Source organism: Citrobacter sp. RHB25-C09 (assembly GCF_013836145.1).
Taxonomy (GTDB): Bacteria; Pseudomonadota; Gammaproteobacteria; order Enterobacterales; family Enterobacteriaceae; genus Citrobacter_A.
In genome coordinates this window covers 1,266,906-1,288,072 of sequence record NZ_CP057483.1, presented here as the reverse complement: position 1 = coordinate 1,288,072, position 21,167 = coordinate 1,266,906, and the positions used below count along the sequence as shown (strand labels likewise).

General features: G+C 51.8%; 15 protein-coding genes and 1 tRNA gene. 7 read left to right on the top strand and 9 right to left on the bottom strand.

Translation table 11 applies throughout. The features are described 5' to 3' along the window. Positions 1-63: 63 nt before the first annotated feature. The 4 genes from HVY19_RS05950 to pheP form a co-directional block, all read right to left on the bottom strand. Complete coding sequence (locus tag HVY19_RS05950; RefSeq protein WP_181683435.1) at positions 64-1,206, bottom strand: Gfo/Idh/MocA family oxidoreductase; 1,143 nt, start codon at positions 1,204-1,206, stop codon at positions 64-66. Next, a complete protein-coding gene (locus HVY19_RS05945; protein ID WP_181683434.1) occupies positions 1,199-2,224 on the bottom strand; it encodes a sugar phosphate isomerase/epimerase in 1,026 nt (341 codons plus the stop codon). Before HVY19_RS05945 ends, HVY19_RS05950 begins: the two co-directional genes overlap by 8 nt. Positions 2,225-2,239: 15 nt before the next feature. Beyond that, positions 2,240-3,478: an MFS transporter gene (locus tag HVY19_RS05940; protein ID WP_181683433.1), complete on the bottom strand. Its 1,239-nt coding sequence runs from the start codon at positions 3,476-3,478 to the stop codon at positions 2,240-2,242. A gap of 217 nt (positions 3,479-3,695) precedes the next feature. Then, positions 3,696-5,084 (bottom strand): phenylalanine transporter, encoded by a 1,389-nt coding sequence (pheP, locus tag HVY19_RS05935; protein WP_181683432.1) that lies wholly within the window; start codon positions 5,082-5,084, stop codon positions 3,696-3,698. Between the two features lie 327 nt (positions 5,085-5,411). Between pheP and HVY19_RS05930 the strand changes: the two genes are divergently transcribed. After that, complete coding sequence (locus tag HVY19_RS05930) at positions 5,412-6,587, top strand: DnaJ family molecular chaperone (protein ID WP_181683431.1); 1,176 nt, start codon at positions 5,412-5,414, stop codon at positions 6,585-6,587. Between the two features lie 40 nt (positions 6,588-6,627). Here HVY19_RS05930 and HVY19_RS05925 read toward each other — a convergent pair whose 3' ends face one another. The 4 genes from HVY19_RS05925 to HVY19_RS05910 all read right to left on the bottom strand — a co-directional run bounded on the left by HVY19_RS05925 (position 6,628) and on the right by HVY19_RS05910 (position 12,823). Beyond that, positions 6,628-9,777, bottom strand: coding sequence for a CusA/CzcA family heavy metal efflux RND transporter (locus HVY19_RS05925; RefSeq protein WP_181683430.1), 3,150 nt, complete (start codon positions 9,775-9,777; stop codon positions 6,628-6,630). Then, the gene (locus HVY19_RS05920; protein WP_181683429.1) at positions 9,770-11,008 is read right to left on the bottom strand and encodes an efflux RND transporter periplasmic adaptor subunit; all 1,239 of its coding nucleotides are present in this window, start codon (positions 11,006-11,008) and stop codon (positions 9,770-9,772) included. Before HVY19_RS05920 ends, HVY19_RS05925 begins: the two co-directional genes overlap by 8 nt. Before the next feature lie 31 nt (positions 11,009-11,039). After that, the gene (gene cusF, locus HVY19_RS05915; RefSeq protein WP_181683428.1) at positions 11,040-11,375 is read right to left on the bottom strand and encodes a cation efflux system protein CusF; all 336 of its coding nucleotides are present in this window, start codon (positions 11,373-11,375) and stop codon (positions 11,040-11,042) included. Positions 11,376-11,440: 65 nt separating this feature from the next. After that, positions 11,441-12,823, bottom strand: coding sequence for an efflux transporter outer membrane subunit (locus HVY19_RS05910; RefSeq protein WP_181683427.1), 1,383 nt, complete (start codon positions 12,821-12,823; stop codon positions 11,441-11,443). 171 nt (positions 12,824-12,994) lie between these two features. Here HVY19_RS05910 and cusR point away from each other — a divergent pair, with 171 nt between their 5' ends. From cusR to HVY19_RS05885, 5 genes are all read left to right on the top strand, one after another. Further along, positions 12,995-13,678, top strand: coding sequence for a copper response regulator transcription factor CusR (gene cusR / locus HVY19_RS05905; protein ID WP_181684223.1), 684 nt, complete (start codon positions 12,995-12,997; stop codon positions 13,676-13,678). Continuing rightward, positions 13,668-15,110 carry a Cu(+)/Ag(+) sensor histidine kinase gene (locus HVY19_RS05900; protein WP_181683426.1) on the top strand — a complete coding sequence of 481 codons (1,443 nt, stop codon included), beginning with the start codon at positions 13,668-13,670 and terminating at the stop codon, positions 15,108-15,110. The genes cusR and HVY19_RS05900 overlap by 11 nt, the downstream gene beginning before the upstream one ends. A 748-nt stretch (positions 15,111-15,858) precedes the next feature. After that, a complete protein-coding gene (locus HVY19_RS05895; protein ID WP_181683425.1) occupies positions 15,859-16,404 on the top strand; it encodes a polymer-forming cytoskeletal protein in 546 nt (181 codons plus the stop codon). A gap of 767 nt (positions 16,405-17,171) precedes the next feature. Continuing rightward, positions 17,172-17,630: a hypothetical protein gene (locus tag HVY19_RS05890; protein WP_181683424.1), complete on the top strand. Its 459-nt coding sequence runs from the start codon at positions 17,172-17,174 to the stop codon at positions 17,628-17,630. Positions 17,631-17,648: 18 nt separating this feature from the next. Further along, positions 17,649-19,832 carry an autotransporter outer membrane beta-barrel domain-containing protein gene (locus HVY19_RS05885; protein WP_181683423.1) on the top strand — a complete coding sequence of 728 codons (2,184 nt, stop codon included), beginning with the start codon at positions 17,649-17,651 and terminating at the stop codon, positions 19,830-19,832. Between the two features lie 144 nt (positions 19,833-19,976). Here the strand turns inward: HVY19_RS05885 and HVY19_RS05880 are convergent. Further along, a tRNA-Arg gene (locus HVY19_RS05880) sits at positions 19,977-20,053 on the bottom strand. A 244-nt stretch (positions 20,054-20,297) separates the two neighbouring features. On the opposite strand from HVY19_RS05880, the gene folD reads away from it, so the two are divergent. Continuing rightward, positions 20,298-21,167: a bifunctional methylenetetrahydrofolate dehydrogenase/methenyltetrahydrofolate cyclohydrolase FolD gene (gene folD, locus HVY19_RS05875; protein WP_181683422.1), complete on the top strand. Its 870-nt coding sequence runs from the start codon at positions 20,298-20,300 to the stop codon at positions 21,165-21,167.

Here is a 21,167-nt window from a genome sequence, read left to right as displayed (position 1 = left end):
TCCTGCGGTTAGCGTTTTATGCAGGCTATCATAAATTTGTTGCCCGGCGAACCGGGCAACCTGTCATCGCTCAACGCGGACCCAGCGCTGCTGTTGATGGCTTTTCAATATGGCATCAATGATATACATCACCTCTGCCCCATCGTAAAACGTCGCAAACAGCGGCTGCTCCGGCATTTTTCCGGCCTGAACGGCACGGTAAAATTGCCCCATCATGTTTTTAAACGCATCAGGCCAGCCTTCAATATGCCCACCGGGGAAATGCGCGCTGTCGGCCACATCGCGGTTCATCAGCCCTGGGTCGTCAGTCAGTAATTGATTCGCCTGCGCGCGATGCCCGATCCACAATTGCTGAGGAATTTCCTGATCCCACGCCACCGACTGCTGGCTGCCGTTAATTTCAAACGACAGGCGGTTTTTTCGCCCGGCGCTGACCTGCGAAACGCTGAAACTGCCCTTGCTGCCGTCGTCAAAGCGCAACAGCACCGAAGCGAAATCTTCCGTGCTGACCGGTTTGTCTTCATATTGCCCCTGCTCGTCATGGCTGAAGGTTTGCGCACCCGTTAAATTGGACTTACGCGTCGGCCAGACGATGGACAGATCGGCCATCACCTCGGTAATTCGCCGCCCGGTAACAAACTGAACCGTGTCGCACCAATGGGAGCCGATATCTGCCACCGCGCGCGACGCGCCGCCAACGGTCGGATCTACTCGCCAGTTGTAGTCAGTTTCCAGCAGCATCCAGTCCTGTAAATAGCTTCCGTGCGAGGCAAAAAGTCGGCCGAGGCTGCCTTCACGCATCATACTGGCGGCCTGACGCACCATCGCAAACTGGCGATAGACAAAGCTCACGCCATGTACCACACCCGTCTGTTCCGCCAGTGTCACCAGTTCGCGGGCTTCTTGCGCCGTCATACACAGCGGCTTTTCCGAAAAGAGGTGTTTACCCGCCTGCAAAATCTGCCGGTTGATTTGCGCGTGCAGATGGTTGGGCGTGCAGTTGTGCACCACCTGCAGTTCCGGGTGCGCGAGGAGTTCCTCGACGCTGCCATAAGCAAAAGGCACGTTTAACTGACGCGCTTTTTCCTGCGCCTGCGAAAGCGAGCCATCACACAGGGCGACGACCTGAACAAAACCGAGACGCCGCAGCGCCTCGATGTGCGCCGGGCCGATAAACCCACTGCCGATAATGCCGACCTTAATCACCTTTACCTCCTGCGGCAAAATCGTCAAACGCGTGGGCCGATAGCGGAATGATATGGCGGCGGATAAACTCGCTGCCCTCGCTCGCCCCGGTGTCGCCGTCCTTCATGCAGCACTCCCACTCCAGTACCGCCCAGCCTTCGTAATCGTACTGGGTGAGCTTGCTGAAAATCCCTTTGAAATCGATCTGCCCGTCGCCAAGGGAACGAAAGCGCCCTGCGCGGTTAATCCAGGGCTGATACCCGCCATAAACCCCGCTGCGCCCGTTGGGGCGGAACTCCGCATCCTTCACGTGAAACGCGTTGATCCGCGAGTGATAGATGTCGATAAAAGAGAGGTAATCCAACTGCTGCAATAGCATATGGCTCGGATCGTAGAGAATATTGCAGCGCGGATGGTTATCGAGAAGCTGAAGAAAACGTTCAAACGTCGCCCCGTCGTGCAGATCTTCACCCGGATGCAATTCGAAACAGATATCCACGCCCTGTTCATCGAAGGTATCCAGAACTGGACGCCAGCGGTTTGCCAGTTCGCGGAAAGCGTCCTGAAAACGCTGTTCGTTGTGCGGCGGCCACGGGTAGAAAAACGGCCAGGCCAGTGAGCCTGAAAACGTGGCGTGCGCAGTTAAACCCAGCCGCGCTGATGCCACTGCTGCCTGTTGCACCTTTTGTATCGCCCATGCCCGCCGCGCCGCGTCATTGCCGCGCACCTCAGCGGGAGCAAAGTGATCAAACGCATCGCTGTAGATGGGACTCACGGCCACGAGCTGGCCTTCCAGATGCGTCGACAGTTCGCTGATGACCAGCCCGTATTCCGCCAGCTTGCCGGCAATATCATCACAATAGCTTTGACTGTCCGCCGCCTGCTCCACATCAAAAATGTGCGGATGGTGACAGGGAATTTGCAGTGCCCTGTAACCTTTACCTGCCGCCCACCCAGCCAGCCCGTCCAGCGAGTTGAACGGCGGTTTCCCGCCGATAAACTGCGTTAAAAAAATACCGGGTCCCTTAATCGTCCGCATAATACCTCCTCTGCTTCACGCCTTATCATCGTCATATTTGAAGGTGATAAAGAAAATCAGTGCAATCGCCGCCGCAGCCACCGCCGGGATCCACCAGAATGTCACCCAAGCCTGTGGCACGGTCTGCCCTGCGACCAGCCTGTTGTACAGTGCACCTGAAATCTGCGAGCCAAGTAACATGCCAATACCGTAAGTGAACATTACGATCATGCTCTGTGCCTGCCCTTTAACTTTCTCCCCCGCCACGCGGTCGGTATAAATAAAGCCTACAACGAAGAAGAAGTCATAACACACACCGTGCAGCAAAATGCCGAGGTACAGCAGGGCGCGCCCTTCTTCGCTGACGCCCAGCGCAAACATGGCGTAACGCACAAACCACGCCAGCATGCCGATCAGCAGCATAACTTTCACGCCCAGACGGCGGAAAAGCAGCGGGATCACCAGCATGAAGAATATTTCTGACATCTGCCCGAACGACATCGCGGTGCTGACGTCCGCAATACCCGCGTCCGCCAGATAAGAGGCGGTATAAGCGTAGTAAGTGCCAAGTGGGACGGAGATCAGCATTGCGCAGACGGAGAAGACAAAAAAGTGGCGCGTTTTGAGCAGCGCGAACGCGTCTGCGCAGAACAGATCGCGTACCTGAACCGGCAGCCCTTTTGCCGGTGCCGGGGTATGGGGCAGCGTCAGGCTGTAGAGCGCCAGCAGCACAGAGCTTGCTGCCGCTACCTGGAAGATGGTGACACTGGACGCCACGCCGGTCACACCGATAAAGATCCCCGCGACAATCCAGCCAATGGTGCCAAACACGCGCACGACCGGAAATGTTTTATCGACATTGGCCAGGCTGTGGAATGCGATATTGTTGGTCAGCGCCAGCGTCGGCATATAGCAGAGCGTGTAGCCAAACAGCAGCCCGATCAGCAACGCGCCGTTTTGGGCTATCAACGCCCCCGGTACAAACCAAAGAATGACCGCCCCGGCCAGATGCATCACTGCCATCACCTTTTGCGAAGCAAAGAAGCGGTCAACCAGCATGCCGAGTACAAACGGCGACAGAATAGAGGCAATTGGCCCGGCGGAGAACGCATCGCCAATCAGCAGTGACATATTGTGCTGGGTCATTACCAGACCCAGCGTCACCGACCAGCTACCCCAGATAAAAAACTGCAGAAACATCATCAAAGACAGACGGGGCACCAGCAGCCGATGCTGTGCTATCGCTTTTCCACTACTTTCAGTTGTTGACACCATGATAAGCCTCACCCATAAAAAGTAATCGATTACAAAACAGCTCAAATGAAAAGTAATCGATTACAAAATAAAGATCCTGTGAATCGAAACAAAATTGGGAGGGGGGTCACGATAAAGGCGGAGAACGGTTTCTGGAATTGCCGGAGGGCGGCTGCGCCCTACCCGGCTGCGTGGATGTTGTAGGCCCGGTAAGCGCAGCGCCACCGGGCAATATCATTTACTTTTTACGGGAAAGCTTAAACGCCACGAACAGGAACAGCACCCACACTGGCAGCAGCAGGGCTGACAAGCGCATATCATCCATGGTGCACATCAGCACCAGGATCATGCCGAGGAAAGCGATACAAATGTAGTTCCCCGCCGGATAAAGCAGTGCTTTAAATTGCGTTTCGCGGCCTTTGCGACGCATCGCTGCACGAAAGCGCAGGTGTGCAAGGCAGATCATAATCCAGTTCAGCAGCAGCGTCGCAACCACCAACGCCATCAGCAGACTGAATGCCTTTTGCGGTAGCAGATAGTTGATCACCACCACCAGCGAGGTGATCGTTGCGGAGAGGATCAACGAGTTCACTGGCACGCCGCGACGGCTTATGCGGGTCAGGAATTTCGGCGCATTGCCCTGCACGGAGAGACCAAACAGCATACGGCTATTTGAATAAACGCCGCTGTTATAGACCGACAGGGACGCTACCAGAATCACAAAGTTCAGCGCGGAAGCCACCACGTTGCTGTCGAGATTATGGAAAATCATCACAAACGGGCTACTGTTCGATTTCACTTCTACCCATGGGTAGAGCGCCAACAGCACCACCAGCGAACCGATGTAAAACAGCAGGATACGGTAAACCACCTGATTGACCGCCTTCGGAATGCTCTTGTGCGGGTCGCGCGCCTCTGCGGCGGTAATGCCAATCAGTTCCAGCCCACCAAATGAGAACATAATGACCGCCAGCGAAAGGATTAACCCGTTCCAGCCGGTGGCGAAGAAACCGTTATAGCGCCAGAGGTTGTCAATGCTGGCATGCTCACCGCCGTGGCCGGAAAACAGTATCCACAGGCCAAAGCCAATCATGCCGATAATAGCCAGTACTTTTATCAGCGCAAACCAGAACTCTGTTTCACCATACAGACGCACGTTCACCAGGTTGACGGCGTTAATAATGATGAAGAACGCCGCTGCCCAAATCCAGGTCGGAACGTCAGGGAGCCAGTACTGCATGTAAATCCCCGCCGCCGTCAGCTCTGCCATGCCAACCAGCACGAACATGACCCAATAGTTCCAGCCGGAAAGAAAACCGGCAAACGGCCCCCAGTATTTATAGGCAAAATGGGCAAACGAGCCGGAAACCGGTTCTTCCACCACCATCTCACCGAGCTGGCGCATAATCAGAAACGCAATAATACCCGCGACGCCGTATCCCAGCAGTACAGCCGGACCCGCCATCTGAATAGCCGGTCCAATGCCCAAAAACAGACCGGTGCCAATGGCACCGCCCAGTGCAATCAGTTGAATATGGCGGTTTTGCAACCCCCGCTGAAGCGTCGGCTCACTCTTCGACGCGGCATCCGACACGCTGTTGCCCGATGCTATTGACGCGTTTTTCACGCCCTACCCCTGTGTCATTTTTATTGAGGGGCACCTTTTAACATTTCAGATTATTTGCCGCAAGGCACAATCCGTGGATAGGCGCGCCGCCCCCCCTTTATTGACGTTTTTACCCCTCTCGCCCAGGATGCATTGATTGAGTTGAAAAATGATCCGTGAGAGAACCAACGAAAATGGCGATTAATCGATAATTTCTGCGAATTATTCTGGACGAAAAGGCCCCACAGACCACAGAATGCGGGTTATTCTTTTTTCAGATTTTTCAAGCGAATGACCCAAAACTAAACTTTGTCATTCATTGATGAGTCACGCCAGACATTGGTAGTCATGAATAAGATCATAAAACGGCTGGAAATCATCAAAAGCGCCATCGAACTTGAAGATGAAGAGATCATCCATCAGCAGCTTGTGCATCTGAAGCGTGAGTCAGACGATCCCGCCATCGCGTCGATTACCCATGCCATTGAAGCGCGGCGATTTAGCGATGCCATGCGTGAGATTGCAGACTGGTTGCAGGGACAACGGGCATTATCGACCTGGCAAGACCCGGCGATCGCCGCCAGCAAACTGGAGTTAAAAACGCTTGAAGCCCAGCTTCGTGAGCTGATTGATACCCGCAACTCCCGTATTCAGATTCTCGATGAATTCAACGATCTTTACCATCTGCGGCTTGGCCCCTTAATGAGCCGTATTCTTGAGCTGCGTCAGCAACTCGCCGCCAGCGCGCAGCGTAAGCAAGAAGCAGAACGCAAGCGTCGGGAAAAAGATTATCTCTCTTGCCAGCAGTATCTCTCTCTCGCTATCGATCGGTTAGCTCAACTTAAGCAGTCGTGGATGGCGATGAGTCCCACCTCCCGCGACGCCGTGGAGATCCGCCAGCGCATTCAGCAGCAAACGGAACTGATTGCCTCGCTGCTTGCTGAAATTTGCGATCTGGAAGACGATTTTTCCCGCCAGGACGACAGTGCGACCCGCCAGGCGCAGGAAGAAGCGACGCATGAATACGAGGAGTATCAGGAGCAACAGCAGGAAGCTCAGCACCGTTACGCGCGCGATCAGCGTTTGTCAGAAGAGGATCGTAATGAACTTAAGCGCCTGTGGCGTCAGGCCAGCCGGCTGTGTCACCCGGATGTGGTGGCGGATGAGCTGAAAGAGAAAGCCCACCAGATGATGGTCCAGCTCAACCTGGCGCGACAAAATGCCGACCTGACGACCATTCGTTCATTGCTGATGCAACTCCAGAGCGGTCTGGAACCGATGATGGCCAGCGACAGACTGAATAATTTGCACCATCTGCAGCAGAAAATTAAGCAGTTGAGAACGCAGATTGAGGCGCTCCTGAAAGAGATTGCGGAACTGGAGGCGGAAAATGCCTGGCGTCTTGCCGCCTCGGTTCGTGATAAGGAAGCCTACTTTGCCGAACAGGAACGTACGCTGGCAGAAATTCGCGATACGCTGGAAGTGCAGGTCCAACACGTCGAGCAGGAGTTACTGGCGGGCTAACCCGGCCTGCGATGATTTACAGGCCGGAGTAGAAATTACATTAACGACGTGGTGCCTGGCGGTGCCGGCGTAACCACATCAGCTTATAGGCCGCCGGAATTATAAACAGTGACAGCAACGGCGCGGTAATCATCCCGCCAATCATCGGTGCGGCAATACGGCTCATCACTTCCGAACCGGCTCCCGTCCCCCAGAGAATGGGCAATAAACCGGCAATGATCACCGCCACCGTCATGGCTTTTGGCCGAACCCGCAGCACTGCGCCGTGATACAGCGCTTCATCCAGCTTCTTAGCGCTGAAGGTGTCGCGGTTTTCGAGACTGGGCTCGGCCTCAATGGCATGGCGTAAATACATCAGCATCACCACGCCAAATTCCGCCGCCACGCCCGCCAGCGCAATAAATCCCGTCCCCGTCGCGACCGACAGATGGAACCCCATCGCGTAGAGGAACCAGATCCCCCCGACCAGTGCAAACGGCACGCTGGTGATGATCAGCATCGCTTCTCCGACGCGGCGAAACGCCAGATACAACAGAACAAAGATAATCATTAGCGTCATGGGCACCATCAGCTTCAGCTTATGATTTGCGCGTTCCAGCAGCTCAAACTGACCGGAAAACGCGACGCTGGTGCCAGGCTTCAACTGAATGTTGTCGGCGATCGCTTTTTTCAGATCGTTGACCACGGAAACCATATCGCGATCGCGGGCATCGATGTAGATCCAACTGGTGGGACGCGCGTTCTCCGTTTTCAGCATGGAAGGCCCGGGGGCGATGTTAATATCCGCTACATCACCCAGGGTAATCTGCTGTTTCATCGGCGTCAGGATCGGTAACTGACGCAGCGCCTCGGGGCTATCCCGAAAACGCTGCGGGTAGCGCAGGTTGATCGGGTAGCGGGCAATCCCTTCTACGGTTTCCCCCACCATCGCGCCGCCAACGGCCGAGGTGATAAACAGTTGAACATCTCCTACGGTCATGCCGTAACGAGCAGCCTTCTCGCGGTTGATATCGATATTCAGATAGCGGCCGCCCTCAAGACGTTCAGCCAGCGCGGAGGCCACCCCAGGTACCGTTCTTGCCACCTCTTCAATTTGCGCGGCCATCGCGTCGATATCGGCCAGCACGTTTCCGGAAACTTTGATACCAATCGGGCTTTTAATACCGGTGGAGAGCATATCAATACGGTTGCGAATAGGCGGGACCCACAGGTTCGCCAGCCCAGGCAGACGAACGGTTTTGTCCAGTTCGGCGATGATTTTATCCATCGTCATGCCCGGACGCCACTGTGACTGCGGCTTAAGTTGAATAGTGGTTTCCACCATCTCCAGCGGTGCCGAATCCGTTGCTGTCTCTGCTTTACCGGTTTTGCCAAATACCCTGGCCACTTCCGGTACCGTCATGATCAGCTTATCGGTTTTTTGCAGCATACTCGCCGCTTCCGCTGCCGATATTCCTGGTAGCGTGGAGGGCATGTAGAGCAAGTCCCCTTCGTTAATCTGCGGCAAGAATTCACCCCCCACCTTATTGAGCGGCCAGATGACCGTCAGGATGGAGAGCACTGCTACCAGCAACGTCGTCTTCGGCCAGTGCAACACTTTCAGCAGCAGCGGATGGTAAACGCGGATCAAAAATCGATTGAGAGGATTACTGCGCTCTGCCGGAATTTTGCCCCGAATCCACAATCCCATCAGGATTGGGATCACTACGATCGCCAGCAGCGCAGCCCCGGCCATCGCATACGTTTTAGTAAATGCCAGCGGGCCAAACAGTCGTCCTTCCTGACCTTCGAGAGTAAAGATGGGAATGAAAGAGAGGGTAATGATCAGCAGACTGATAAACAGCGCCGGCCCCACTTCGACAGAGGCATTGGTGATCACCTGCCAGCGCGTTTCGTTATCCAACTTTTCGCCCGGATGCTGATGCTCCCACTCTTCCAGCCGCTTATGGGCGTTTTCGATCATGACAATGGCCGCATCCACCATCGCCCCTACGGCGATGGCAATCCCGCCCAGCGACATGATATTGGCGTTCAGCCCCTGGAAATGCATCACGATAAACGCAATACACAACCCAAGCGGAAGCGAAATAATGGCCACCAGCGCCGAGCGCAGGTGCCAGAGAAACACTGCGCACACCAGCGCCACCACGATAAACTCTTCCAGCAGCTTAACGCTGAGGTTGTCGATGGCGCGATCAATCAGTCCACTGCGATCGTATGTTGTAACTACCTCAACACCTTCCGGCAGGCTGCCTTTTAGCGCCTCCAGCTTATTTCTGACGGCGGTGATCACCTCGCGCGCATTTTTCCCGGAGCGAAGTATGACCACGCCGCCCGCCACTTCACCCTCTCCGTTTAGCTCAGCAATCCCCCGTCGCATTTCCGGGCCAAGCTGGACGTTTGCTACATCGCGCAGATAAACCGGCACGCCGTTTTCAGCGGATTTCACCACAATATTGTTGAAGTCATCCAGCGAATGCAGATAGCCGCTGGCGCGCACCATATATTCCGCTTCCGCCAGTTCGATGGATGAACCGCCCGCCTCCTGGTTCGAGGCATCCAGTGCGGCCTTCACCTCCGACAAACTGATACCATATTGGGCAAGTTTCAGCGGGTCGATGATCACCTGATACTGTTTTACGACGCCGCCAACCGACGCCACTTCCGAGACGTTTGGAATGGTTTTCAACTCGTATTTCAAAAACCAGTCCTGAAGCGAGCGCAGTTCAGCCAGATCGTGCTTGCCGCTGCGGTCGACCAGCGCATATTCAAAGATCCACCCCACGCCGGTGGCGTCCGGCCCCATTTCCGCGCTGACGCCAGCAGGCAATTTTCCCTGCACCTGGTTAAGGTACTCCAGCACGCGTGAGCGCGCCCAGTACGGATCGGTGCCATCTTCAAAAATGACGTAAACGTAAGAATCACCAAACTGCGAGAAGCCGCGCACCGTCTTTGCTCCTGGCACCGACAGCATGGTGGTGGTGAGTGGATAGGTGACCTGATTTTCGACAATTTGCGGTGCCTGCCCAGGATAGCTGGTTTTGACGATCACCTGTACGTCGGAGAGATCGGGCAGCGCATCCACCGAGGTGTTGAGAATGGTCCAGGTCCCCCAGACGCTGAGGAAAAGCGCGCCTATGATCACCAGAAAACGGTTCGCGACCGAACGACGAATAATCCATTCAATCATGAGGCTTCTCCTCAGTACGCATCCTGTCCAGCGCACCGGAGATGTTGGCTTCTGAATCAATCAGGAACAGGCCGCTGGAGACAACGCGCTCACCTTCAGCCAGACCAGAACGAATCGCCGTTATCCCTTGTGAAGACTGAAATACCGCAACCTGTTTCGGCACAAAGCGTCCTTCGCTATCCCGCGTTATCACCCGCTGCTCGCGGCCAGAATCAATCAGCGCTGTCGACGGGATCAGTAACATCGGTTCGCTTTCCGTTTTCAGATTGAGCCAGGCGTTCATTCCCGGCTTCAGCGCTTCGTCAGGATTATCAACCTCCAGACGCAGTTGCAGCGTCCTGGAAGCGCTATCTACACTCGGCAACAGCGTCCATTTACGGAAGGTGAATGACTGGTCCGGACGCGCCGGCACGGTCAGGGAAAACTGTGAGACGTCCTTGATAAGCCACGCGAGGCTTTCCGGAACCGCAGCGGTAATCCATACCGGATTCATCCCCTGAATCTTCGCCACGACGTTATCTTTGGCGATATTCATTCCGGCGCGTAAATCAAAGGCGGTAATCACCCCGTCAATCGGCGCCGTGAGGGTAAAGCGGGTTTGAATTTTACGCGTAGACGTCAGGCGACGAATGTCGGCCTCGGGCATTCCGGCAAGACGCAGGCGCTCAAGGATCCCCTGTATCTCCGTCGCCGTGCCTCCGGTTTCCTTCAGGAGTAAATATTCACTCTGCGCTTCCACCCAGTCCGGAATCGTCAGTTCGAGAAGCGGTGCGCCTTTTTTCACTTTATCGCCAACGGTCAACGGCGACACCTTCTCGATAAATCCATCCGCACGGGCCTGCATAATGACAAACTGATATTCGTTGTAACTCACATTGGCCGGAAAGGTCTGTGCAAATGCCAGCGGGCCACGGCGAACGGCCTCGGTTTTCACCCCGAGATTTTGGACTTGCGTTGGGTCAATGCGCACACCCGGCGAAGCGCTATCGGCAGACTCTTCATCGGCATATTTCGGCACCAGGTCCATATCCATAAAGGGCGATTTCCCCGGTTTGTCGAAGCGGGTATTCGGATACATGGGGTCGTACCAGAACAGCACCTTGCGGGATGCCTGTTCACTGACCGGCGCAGCGTGCTCAGTCTGGTTTGCCGGGGCGAACCAGACGTAACCGCCCACAGCGATAATTCCCCCTGCCACCATGCTGGCGAATATAAGCGCGATTTTTTTCATAAAGTCATGCCCAACGTAAAAAACAAGAAAATTACTGCGCCTTAATGTCCTGTAATAACGAGAGATTTCCCTGCTGGACAAAACTAAACGCCACCTTATCCCCTGCTTTTATGTCGCTAAGCTGCGTTTGCGGCGTAATGGTGAAACGCATCGTCATGGCGGGCCAGTTCAGCGCGGCAATGGGGCCGTGCTCGATGGTGACCTTTTTGCTCTCCATATCAATGGCCTTAACTACTCCGGTGGCGCTAATAGCCTGACTTTGTTCGACAGTGGGCATCATGTCGCCGTGGTGATGTTCGTTGGCATAGGCATTGGCTGCCAGCACGGTGAAAACGGTAAATACAGTGGTTTTAAATAATGAGTTCATAAAGTACCTTCCTTACGTTTAATTTTTGCCGGATGGCGTCTGGCGCCTTATCCGGCCTACAAAAACTATTCCACCCAACCGCCGCCAAGTGCGGTATAGAGTGCGATCTCATTGACCTGCTGGGTGTAATTGAGGTCGAGCAAGGTTTGCTGTGTTGCAAACAGCGAACGCTCGGCGTCCAGAACTTCGATGTAGCTCACGGCCCCGTGTTGATAGAGCGCTCTGGCGCGTTGCAGAGTGATTTGCAGTGAATCCAGATAGCGTTGTTGACCACGAATCTGATCGGCCAGGCTCTGACGCAGCGCTAGCGCATCGGCGACTTCCTTAAAGGCGTTCTGGATTTTTTGTTCGTAATTGACCACCGACTGCTGCTGACGAATCTCTGCCAGGTCGAGGTTGGCCTGGTTACGACCCGCGTTGAAAATGGGTAACTCGACTTTCGGTATGAAGTTCCACATGCCGCTGGTGGCATTAAAGAGATTGCTAAGATCGCTACTGCTGCCTTCAAGCCCACTGGTCAGCGTGATCGACGGAAAAAAGGCCGCGCGCGCCGCGCCAATATTGGCATTCGCCGCCATCAGCGCGTGTTCTGCTTCCATAATGTCCGGGCGCTGCAACAGGATTTGCGACGATAGCGATGGGGGTAACGTCACGTGGTTAATATCGCCAGCACTCTGGATAGCGTCGTCCGGCAACCTGCCGTAGGTGCCCAACAGGAGCTGCAACGCATTGTTCGCCTGCGCCAGTTCTCCCTGTCGTTTCGCAATCTCGCTGCGGGTGCTTTCGATAACCCCACGCGCCTGCTCCAGCGCCAGCACATTCGTACTCCCGGTGATCAGTTGCTTTTCTACCAGTGCCCTGGAGCGCTGGTAGTTTTGCAGCGTCTCTTCGGCGATCTGTAACTGCGACCAGGCCAGACGCTGCTTGAAGTAGCTTTGCGCCACGTTAGACACCAGCAGAATATGCACCGCGCGCTGTGCCTCTTCGCTGGCGAAGAAGTTCTGTCGGTCGGCTTCGCTCATATTTTTCAGGCGACCGAAGAAATCCAGATCGAAGCTGAGATTCAGTCCCGCCTCATATTCACGCGTGCTGTTTTCTTCGCCCTTAAGTTTGCGGCTCCAGCTTCCGCTACTTTCTGCGTTCAGCTGCGGATAACGGTCGGCATTGGTCACCCGGTACTGCGCCCTCGCCTCCTGAACTTTCAGGGTGGACATACGCAGATCGCGGTTGTTACGCAGCGCCTCTCGAATCAGCGTTTTGACCTGCGCATCGACGAAAAACTGCTGCCAGCCGCGATCCTGATAGTCCGCAGGTGAAGCCACCAGTTGGTTCTGGCTTAAAGAAAACTGCTGCGGAACCGGGAGCGCCGGGCGCTGGTAGTCCGGTGCGAGCGAACAGCCTGCCAGAATCAGCACCGCACTGAGCGAAAGGAGCTTAAATTTAGCCATGAGCCTGATTTAAAAGTGAAGTCATGATGCAAACTTTACCTGGCGCACTCTGTTCAACCCGTGACAGGAAAATGACAAAGCTGTCATTTTCCCAGAATGCGATTGCTATCCGATCTGGCTTCTCTAGAATTGAGTCACGCCATGGGATTCATGTGCGTAAAGGAGGACGTGTTGAAGATTCTGATTGTCGAAGATGAGAAAAAAACCGGCGAGTACCTGACAAAAGGGTTATCTGAGGCCGGCTTTGTTGTTGATTTAGCCGACAACGGCCTGAACGGTTATCATCTGGCAATGACCGGCGATTACGACCTGCTGGTTCTCGATATCATGCTGCCGGACGTCAATGGCTGGGATATTGTACGTATGCTGCGCGCTGCCGGTAAGGGAATGCCCATTTTGTTACTCACGGCGTTAGGCACCATTGAGCATCGGGTTAAAGGGCTGGAACTGGGCGCGGACGATTACCTGGTCAAACCGTTTGCCTTTGCCGAACTGCTGGCGCGCGTCAGAACGCTACTGCGTCGCGGTGCGGCGGTGATCGTAGAAAGCCAGTTCCAGGTGGCGGATCTCATCGTTGACCTGGTGAGCCGCAAGGTCAGCCGTAGCGGAACGCGCATCTCTCTCACCAGTAAAGAATTCACCCTTCTTGAATTTTTCCTGCGGCATCAGGGAGAAGTCCTGCCGCGTTCACTGATCGCCTCACAGGTATGGGATATGAATTTTGACAGCGACACCAACGCGATTGATGTGGCGGTTAAGCGCCTGCGTGGCAAAATTGATAACGACTTTGAACCCCGTCTGATTCAGACTGTACGCGGCGTAGGGTATATGCTTGAGGTTCCGGATGCTCAATAAGCGTGGATCACGCCCGTTTTCCCTGGCGACACGTCTGACATTTTTTATTAGTCTCGCCACCATTGCGTCTTTTTTTGCTTTCACATGGATCATGATCCAGTCGGTGAAAGTACATTTTGCCGAACAGGACATAAACGATCTCACCGAGATCAGCGCAACCCTGGAGCGCATCCTCAACAGCCAGAGCATCGAGCCAGAATCCCACCGTCTGGAAATTTTGGAAAATGTGGTCACGGGTTACTCAAACGTCATTGTTTCGCTGGAAGACGCTAACAAGCAGGCGATTTTTCATTCCCCCGGCGCGCCAGATATCAGGCAATATCTCGCCAGCGCCACGCCCGACGCTACCGTGCCTGACAACAACGTCTGGTTAATTAACGGCCCAGCCATGCAGATGGCGGGACACGGTACCCATTCCAGTTGGCGCATGATCCGTCTGCCGGTCGGGCCTCTGGTCGAGGGCAAGCCGGCATATACCTTGTATATTGCTCTCTCTATCGACTTTCATCTTCATTACATTAATGACCTGAAAAACAAACTGATCATGACCGCGTCGATCATCAGCATAGTGATTGTTTTTATTGTGCTGTTCGCCGTGTATAAAGGACACGAACCGATTCGCCGCGTGAGTCGGCAGATCCAAAATATCACCTCGAAAGACCTCGACGTTCGTCTTGATCCGCAGGCGGTTCCTATCGAACTGGAACGACTGGTGCTGTCCTTCAACCATATGCTTGAACGCATTGAGGATGTCTTTACCCGCCAGTCCAACTTTTCCGCCGATATCGCTCATGAGATCCGCACCCCCATTACCAACCTGGTCACGCAAACGGAAATTGTCCTCAGCCAGCCGCGAAGCCAGAAAGAGCTGGAAGAGGTGCTCTACTCTAATCTGGAAGAATTTGGCCGGATGACAAAGATGGTCAGCGATATGCTGTTTCTGGCACAGGCCGATAACAATCAGCTTACCCCGGAGAAAAAGGCGCTTAATCTGGCAGACGAAGTCGGCAAAGTTTTCGACTTTTTTGAAGCGCTGGCCGAAGAGCGAGAAATCGGCTTACGCTTTGTAGGAAGGCCGTGTTGGGTGACCGGGGACCGGATTATGCTACGCAGGGCAATGAGTAACCTGCTTTCAAACGCTATGCGCTATACCCCGCACGGTGAAACAATTACCGTTAGCGTCAGTGAAGCTGGCGGGCGGGTTCGTATCGACGTTGAGAATCCAGGTACACCGATACCTGCAGAGCATTTGCCGAGACTGTTCGATCGCTTCTACCGCGTTGATCCGTCACGACAACACAAAGGCGAAGGCAGTGGAATTGGGCTGGCCATTGTGAAATCCATTGTCGCCGCACATCAGGGTACCGTGTCGGTCACATCAGATGCGCATGCAACCCGGTTTATGATCAACTTGCCTAAAGAGCGGGCTTAAGCTTCGGGTGACTTCTTCTTATCTGAAGCGGAATGACTGTTGGCATGTGTTAAGAATCATCCTAAAAAACAGGTCGTTATCTGTTCCCGTTTTTCTCGTGCACATTTAATTAACCTTTTGCTTACGAAATATCTTCGTTATTCTTAGCCCACCGTGCCGCCAGCCCGCTTGTTCTGCACCACTATCGACGTTTCGCTCGGGCAGCAAATCCGCTTATGGTAGGCATGGAAATAAGAAACCTCTCATTTGAAAATTTAAACTCCAGCACATTTTTCCGAAATGCAGACGAATTTATTCCGAAAAATGGCCTCAATCTTTGCTGCAATAAATATCAGGCAAATGATTACCTACGCTGATTATAGAATTCAGCAGTTTTAAACTATGCCTGCTGACATTATTGATGTTAATACGAAGTTGATTTTTTTATAAAGCATAGATTTTTAATTATTACAGAACAACAGGAATCGTGTTTTATTTGCCATTGTGAAATACATCTGCGAATGATACCGTCACAATAGATATCAACAGTTATAATTACACTCAGGAGGTTACGTGAACGGCTATGCATTATAATCTCCTGTGGCTGGTCTGGGGGATTTGGCTTTACCTCATAATACATTACGGCGTAGGTGATCAACATTTTTACGCTACGATGAAATCTCGCTGGAAGATCATAACCGTAATTATTTTAAGCTGTGGGTTAATTTACGCCTTTTATTTAATTTCATCTTCGACGGGGATCAGAACCATGTTTAAACGAAAAGAGCAAAATCCTGTTTTTGCCGAAAATAATGCAGATATCAATATTGCATCTTCTCTTAATCCTTCACAGGTGTCGTACCTGGGTGATGACGTAGAGCTGACGGTTAAACCTGCTCAGAACGTACAACTGGAACCCTCTGTTGCCGTCATCCCTGAAACCTGCATTATTAAAGGTGAACTCAACTCTACCAGCGATATTCATGTGAATGGCCGTATCGATGGTATTATCCGTTCCGAAAAAACCGTCCATATACTTAAAAGTGGTCACGTTGAAGGTGATATTATCGCTTATGCTATCGCCGTTGATGGCGTGCTGAACGGTAATTGCATCGGTGGTGAAGTCAGCATTAATGCGCAGGGTATGGTGAATGGCCAGGTGAAAAGTGATTCGTTGGCAATTCATAAAAACGGACGCTTCTATGGCAACTCTTTGCCGCGTAACGATGAAGAAGATCAGAAGAATCAATTTTTTACCGCAATGGACGCGGTAAAAGAAAATACCATTGATTTGGCGAGTTTTTATAAAGAATAAGCGTTTTCGTTTTATCAGGCGAGCCGGATAGCGCAAATACCCTGCGCATCCGGCTACTAACGAAATGAAAAATTTATCTTCCAGCGTACGTGGTCGCTCAACGTCGATGTAATTGAGGATTGTGACTCTGATAAAATCAATACGCTTTCAGCAGTCACTTCAATTTAACAACCGTACATAATGGGAATGAATCAAATGCACTGCCCATGAATAGCTGTCTGGGCAGATTTTTGTGGACACACATCATCCTTTCCATTGTATTGCAACGCATCAACGCAGCCACTTGTCATAAATAAAGCGGATAAAACCAAAAAAATAGATCGCATATGCATTACTACAACCTCTCACGAAAAGTAAAAAAAACAACCCTAGCCCGAGTCGTTCAAGGAAATTATACCTTTAAACGTAGAAAATTAAATAGCTATAGCCTATTACCATAGTTTAAATTTCATTCAAGAACTATATTTTTTGCGGTATAGATGCTGAAGCGATAATTTCATATAGCCATCATCAACTACTCAATATCAAACTAACTAATAATACCGTGCGTGACTCTTTGTTTGTTTACAATTGAATCAAATATTAACTTGAGATATATCGAAAAAAACGATATCACTCATCTATAAAAGCTTGTTGAATGTTTAAAAAATGCCCATATCATACCCGCCGAATTAATTGTACTACGCATAAATTTCTCTTGATAAATTTGGTGCGAATCTTGTGATGTCAGTAATCAGGTTAACATTCAGAAGCGGACAATATTTAAAATGAACATTAAATCATTTCGTTTTCTATCTTTGCTTGCATGGTATGTACCCGTTGTCTATTCACAGCATTATACGGGCCTCACTATAAATAATTCCTTAGAACTGAATGATGGTGACACTATTGAATCCAGCGTCGTGGCAGATCAGGGAAAACTGACTCTCAATGGGAGCTCCCAAAGCGATCGTATTACTGTTTCAGACGGAGGTGCTTTTGAGATCCTGACTCATGCGAGTGACTCAGGAAGCACGATTCAGAATGGCGGCATTCAGTCAGTCAATGGAACGGCGACGAACACCAAGGTATACGGTATGCAGCATGTCAAATCTGATGGAGCTACAGATAACACACGCCTTTATGGAACGGGAGCCCAGCATATCCAGGGGCGAGTGAATAAATCTCGTGCTTATGACAATGGGACCATAAATGTATATAAGAATGGCCATGCCACGTCAAGTTAACTCAATAACACTGCCACAATGAATATTCTTGATGGCGGCATAGCCGAAAGCGCATATGTATACGACAACGCCATAATTAATGTTGATTTCGGTGGAATTGTTTCAGATATTAACTTGTATGATAATGCAACGCTGAATGTTAAGGGCGGAGGGAATAGTAGTGATATTTACGCTTTTAACCAAAGCACTGTCAATGTTGATCAGAATTCAACCGTTAACAATTCTAATGTCTATGACTATAGTATTCAAAATGTAAAAAAAGGCGCATCTGCTTTCGGCACAGGAATGATGGGTAATAGCATTCTGAATGTCATTGGCGGAAGCGTGACTGACTCATTTCTTGATGAGGATAGCACGCTGAACGTTGTTTCTGGCGGTACAGCGGTAGATTCTAAACTCTACGGTAATAGTATTATGAACGTGGATTCAGGTGGTATCGCAATGGATACCATCGCTTTCAGTGGCAACGTGACTATCAATGTTGGAAAAGATGGGAGAGTTCAAAATACCAGAGTGGGCCGAAACAGTATTATTAATATTAATAATGATGGACTGGCTATTGATACAACGCTCACCAATGATAGCAAACTGAATCTCAATGGCGGTACCGTTGATGGACTCAGCCTTACAAACGCCTCTTTGAATGCCACAGCTGGAGAAATTAAGGGAGACGTTGATATTCAGTCGGGAGGTATAACACTGGTAAATACAGTAAAATCCAGCCAGGCTGATGTGATTGTGAGAAAGTACGGTCGTTTGCTACTCGCTAAGAATAATGCGCCTCTTTCTTATTCAATCAACAGTCTTAATCTTGATAATGGGGCGGTATCTTTCTATGACAATAAGCCAAATAGCTTTAAAGGCTCAAACACACTGACGCTAGGTTCACTTATCGGCTCAGGTAACATATATATGCATACTCATCTGGCGTCTAATGAGAATGATTTTCTGAACGTTACAGGTAGTGCCTCTGGTTCCTTTAGCATATTTGTTGAAGATACAGGTGCTAGCCCATCTATTCCTCAGCAACATCTGCTAGTAAAGACAGCAAGTGGCGATGCAAATTTCACGCTTGGGAACCAGGGCGGTGTGGTTGATTTGGGCACGTTTCAATATGCCTTAAAAGAAGAAACCAAAGGCTCGTGGGTTCTCACTTCCGATATCACGACAAAACCAGAGCCACAGCCGGATCCTAAACCACAACAGAAGCCGGAGATTACGCCTGAGCAGAAACCAGAATTGAAGCCTGATTTGAAACCGCAGCTAGCACCAGTGCCGGGCAAACGACGCATTACTCCCGCGACTGCCGGTGTACTGAATATGGCAGCAGCAAATCCTTTAGTGTTTGATGCAGAACTGGAAAGTGTACGCGAACGTCTGGACAGCAACGCTGCCTTCTACAGGGACGGGGCGGCGTGGGGGACTTCCTACAGTACCCGCAAGAATGCATCCACTTCTGCTGGGGCGGGTTTCGAGCAGACATTGACCGGAATAACTCTGGGAGTGGATCGTACTTTCCCGCTTGAAAACAGTGTTGTAACTTCGGGTTTATTTTTCAGCTATTCGCACGCAAATTTAGATTTTGATCGCGGCGGTAAAGGCAATATTGACAGCTATGCCCTGGGTGCCTATGCGGGTTGGCAGCACAACAATGGTTTTTATGTTGACAGTATCGTTAAGTTTAACCGTTTCGAAAATGACGTTCAGGGCCGAATGACCGGCGGCGGAGCAGCAAACGGTGACTACAACGCATACGGAGCTGGTGCTCATCTTGAAAGTGGAATTCGTTTAGCACATGACGACCTGAGCGTAACGCCGTACACGGCATTAACGGGGTTCGCTACCGACAGCAATAAGTACAGGCTGTCGAACAGTATGCACGCTGATGTTGACAATACCTACATTATGCGGGCTGAAGCTGGGCTGAAGGCAGATTACCGAATGAGACTAGATAATGGTGTTGAAATACAACCGTGGCTCAAAACCTCAGTGAGACAAGAATTCGCTGATGATAACCGGGTCAAGGTGAACAACGACGGTAAATTTGTGAACGATCAGTCCGGTACGCGTGGTGTCTATCAGGCCGGTCTACGTGCGAAGTTTACCAACGTTCTGAGTGGACAGCTTAGCGCGAGTTATGGAAATGGGGCTGGTGTCGAAGAGCCGTGGCATGCCGCAGCGGGTGTGAGCTGGTCATTCTAATGTCGACCCAGGCAGTGTCTCAGAAGATAGTGTGGGCACTGCCTGACTGCCGTTAGGCATAAATCTGAGGCTATCTATTTAAAAGGAGAGTCGCAGCGTCTGATCCTTAATGGAACCCACATTTAAGACAGGAAAAGTGTGAGATGGCGCCCCCTATAGGATTCGAACCTATGACCTACGGCTTAGAAGGCCGTTGCTCTATCCAACTGAGCTAAGGGAGCACTGGAAATGCAATGCGGAGTGGCACAAAACTGCTCGGTATTATACGTTCACAACCTTGCTGGTCAATGGCTTTCCTCTCAACTGCTTGAGTTATGAGCATCTTGTTTTTCGGTCAGGCATTCAGACCCTGGATTCTGATTTTAAATTGCGTTGATTCTATGCGGTAACTGACAACCGCCTCCACTTCTGACAAAATACGCGCATCCCCTTTGACGTGAAGTAACAGACGGAATCATCTCTCTGATGGCAGCAAAGATTATTGACGGTAAAACGATTGCGCAGCAGGTGCGCTCTGAGGTTGCTCTAAAAGTTCAGGCACGTGTTGAAGCTGGTCTTCGGGCGCCTGGGCTGGCAGTGGTTCTGGTGGGCAGTAACCCAGCCTCACAGATTTATGTGGCAAGCAAGCGTAAAGCCTGTGATGAAGTGGGGTTCGTCTCCCGCTCCTACGACCTGCCGGAAACGACTACCGAGGCAGAACTGCTTGAGCTGATTGATTCACTCAATGCGGATAACACCATTGACGGTATCCTGGTACAGTTGCCGCTGCCCGCGGGCATCGATAATGTGAAAGTGCTGGAACGTATTGATCCCGATAAAGACGTGGATGGTTTTCACCCTTACAACGTCGGCCGCCTGTGCCAACGTGCACCACGCCTTCGTCCCTGCACGCCTCGCGGTATAGTGACTCTGCTTGAGCGCTACAATATTGACCTCTACGGCCTGAATGCTGTGGTCATTGGCGCATCAAACATCGTAGGCCGCCCAATGAGCATGGAACTCCTGCTGGCAGGCTGCACCACGACAGTTACACACCGTTTTACTAAAAATCTCCGCCACCACGTTGAACACGCCGACCTTCTGGTCGTTGCCGTTGGCAAACCGGGGTTCATTCCCGGTGAGTGGATCAAAGAAGGTGCCATCGTGGTTGATGTCGGCATCAACCGTCTGGAAAATGGCAAGGTGGTGGGCGACGTGGTCTTTGATGACGCCGCCGCACGCGCGTCCTACATTACGCCAGTGCCGGGCGGCGTTGGCCCAATGACGGTCGCCACACTTATCGAAAACACGCTTCAGGCGTGCGTTGAATATCACGATCCGCAGGATAATAAATAA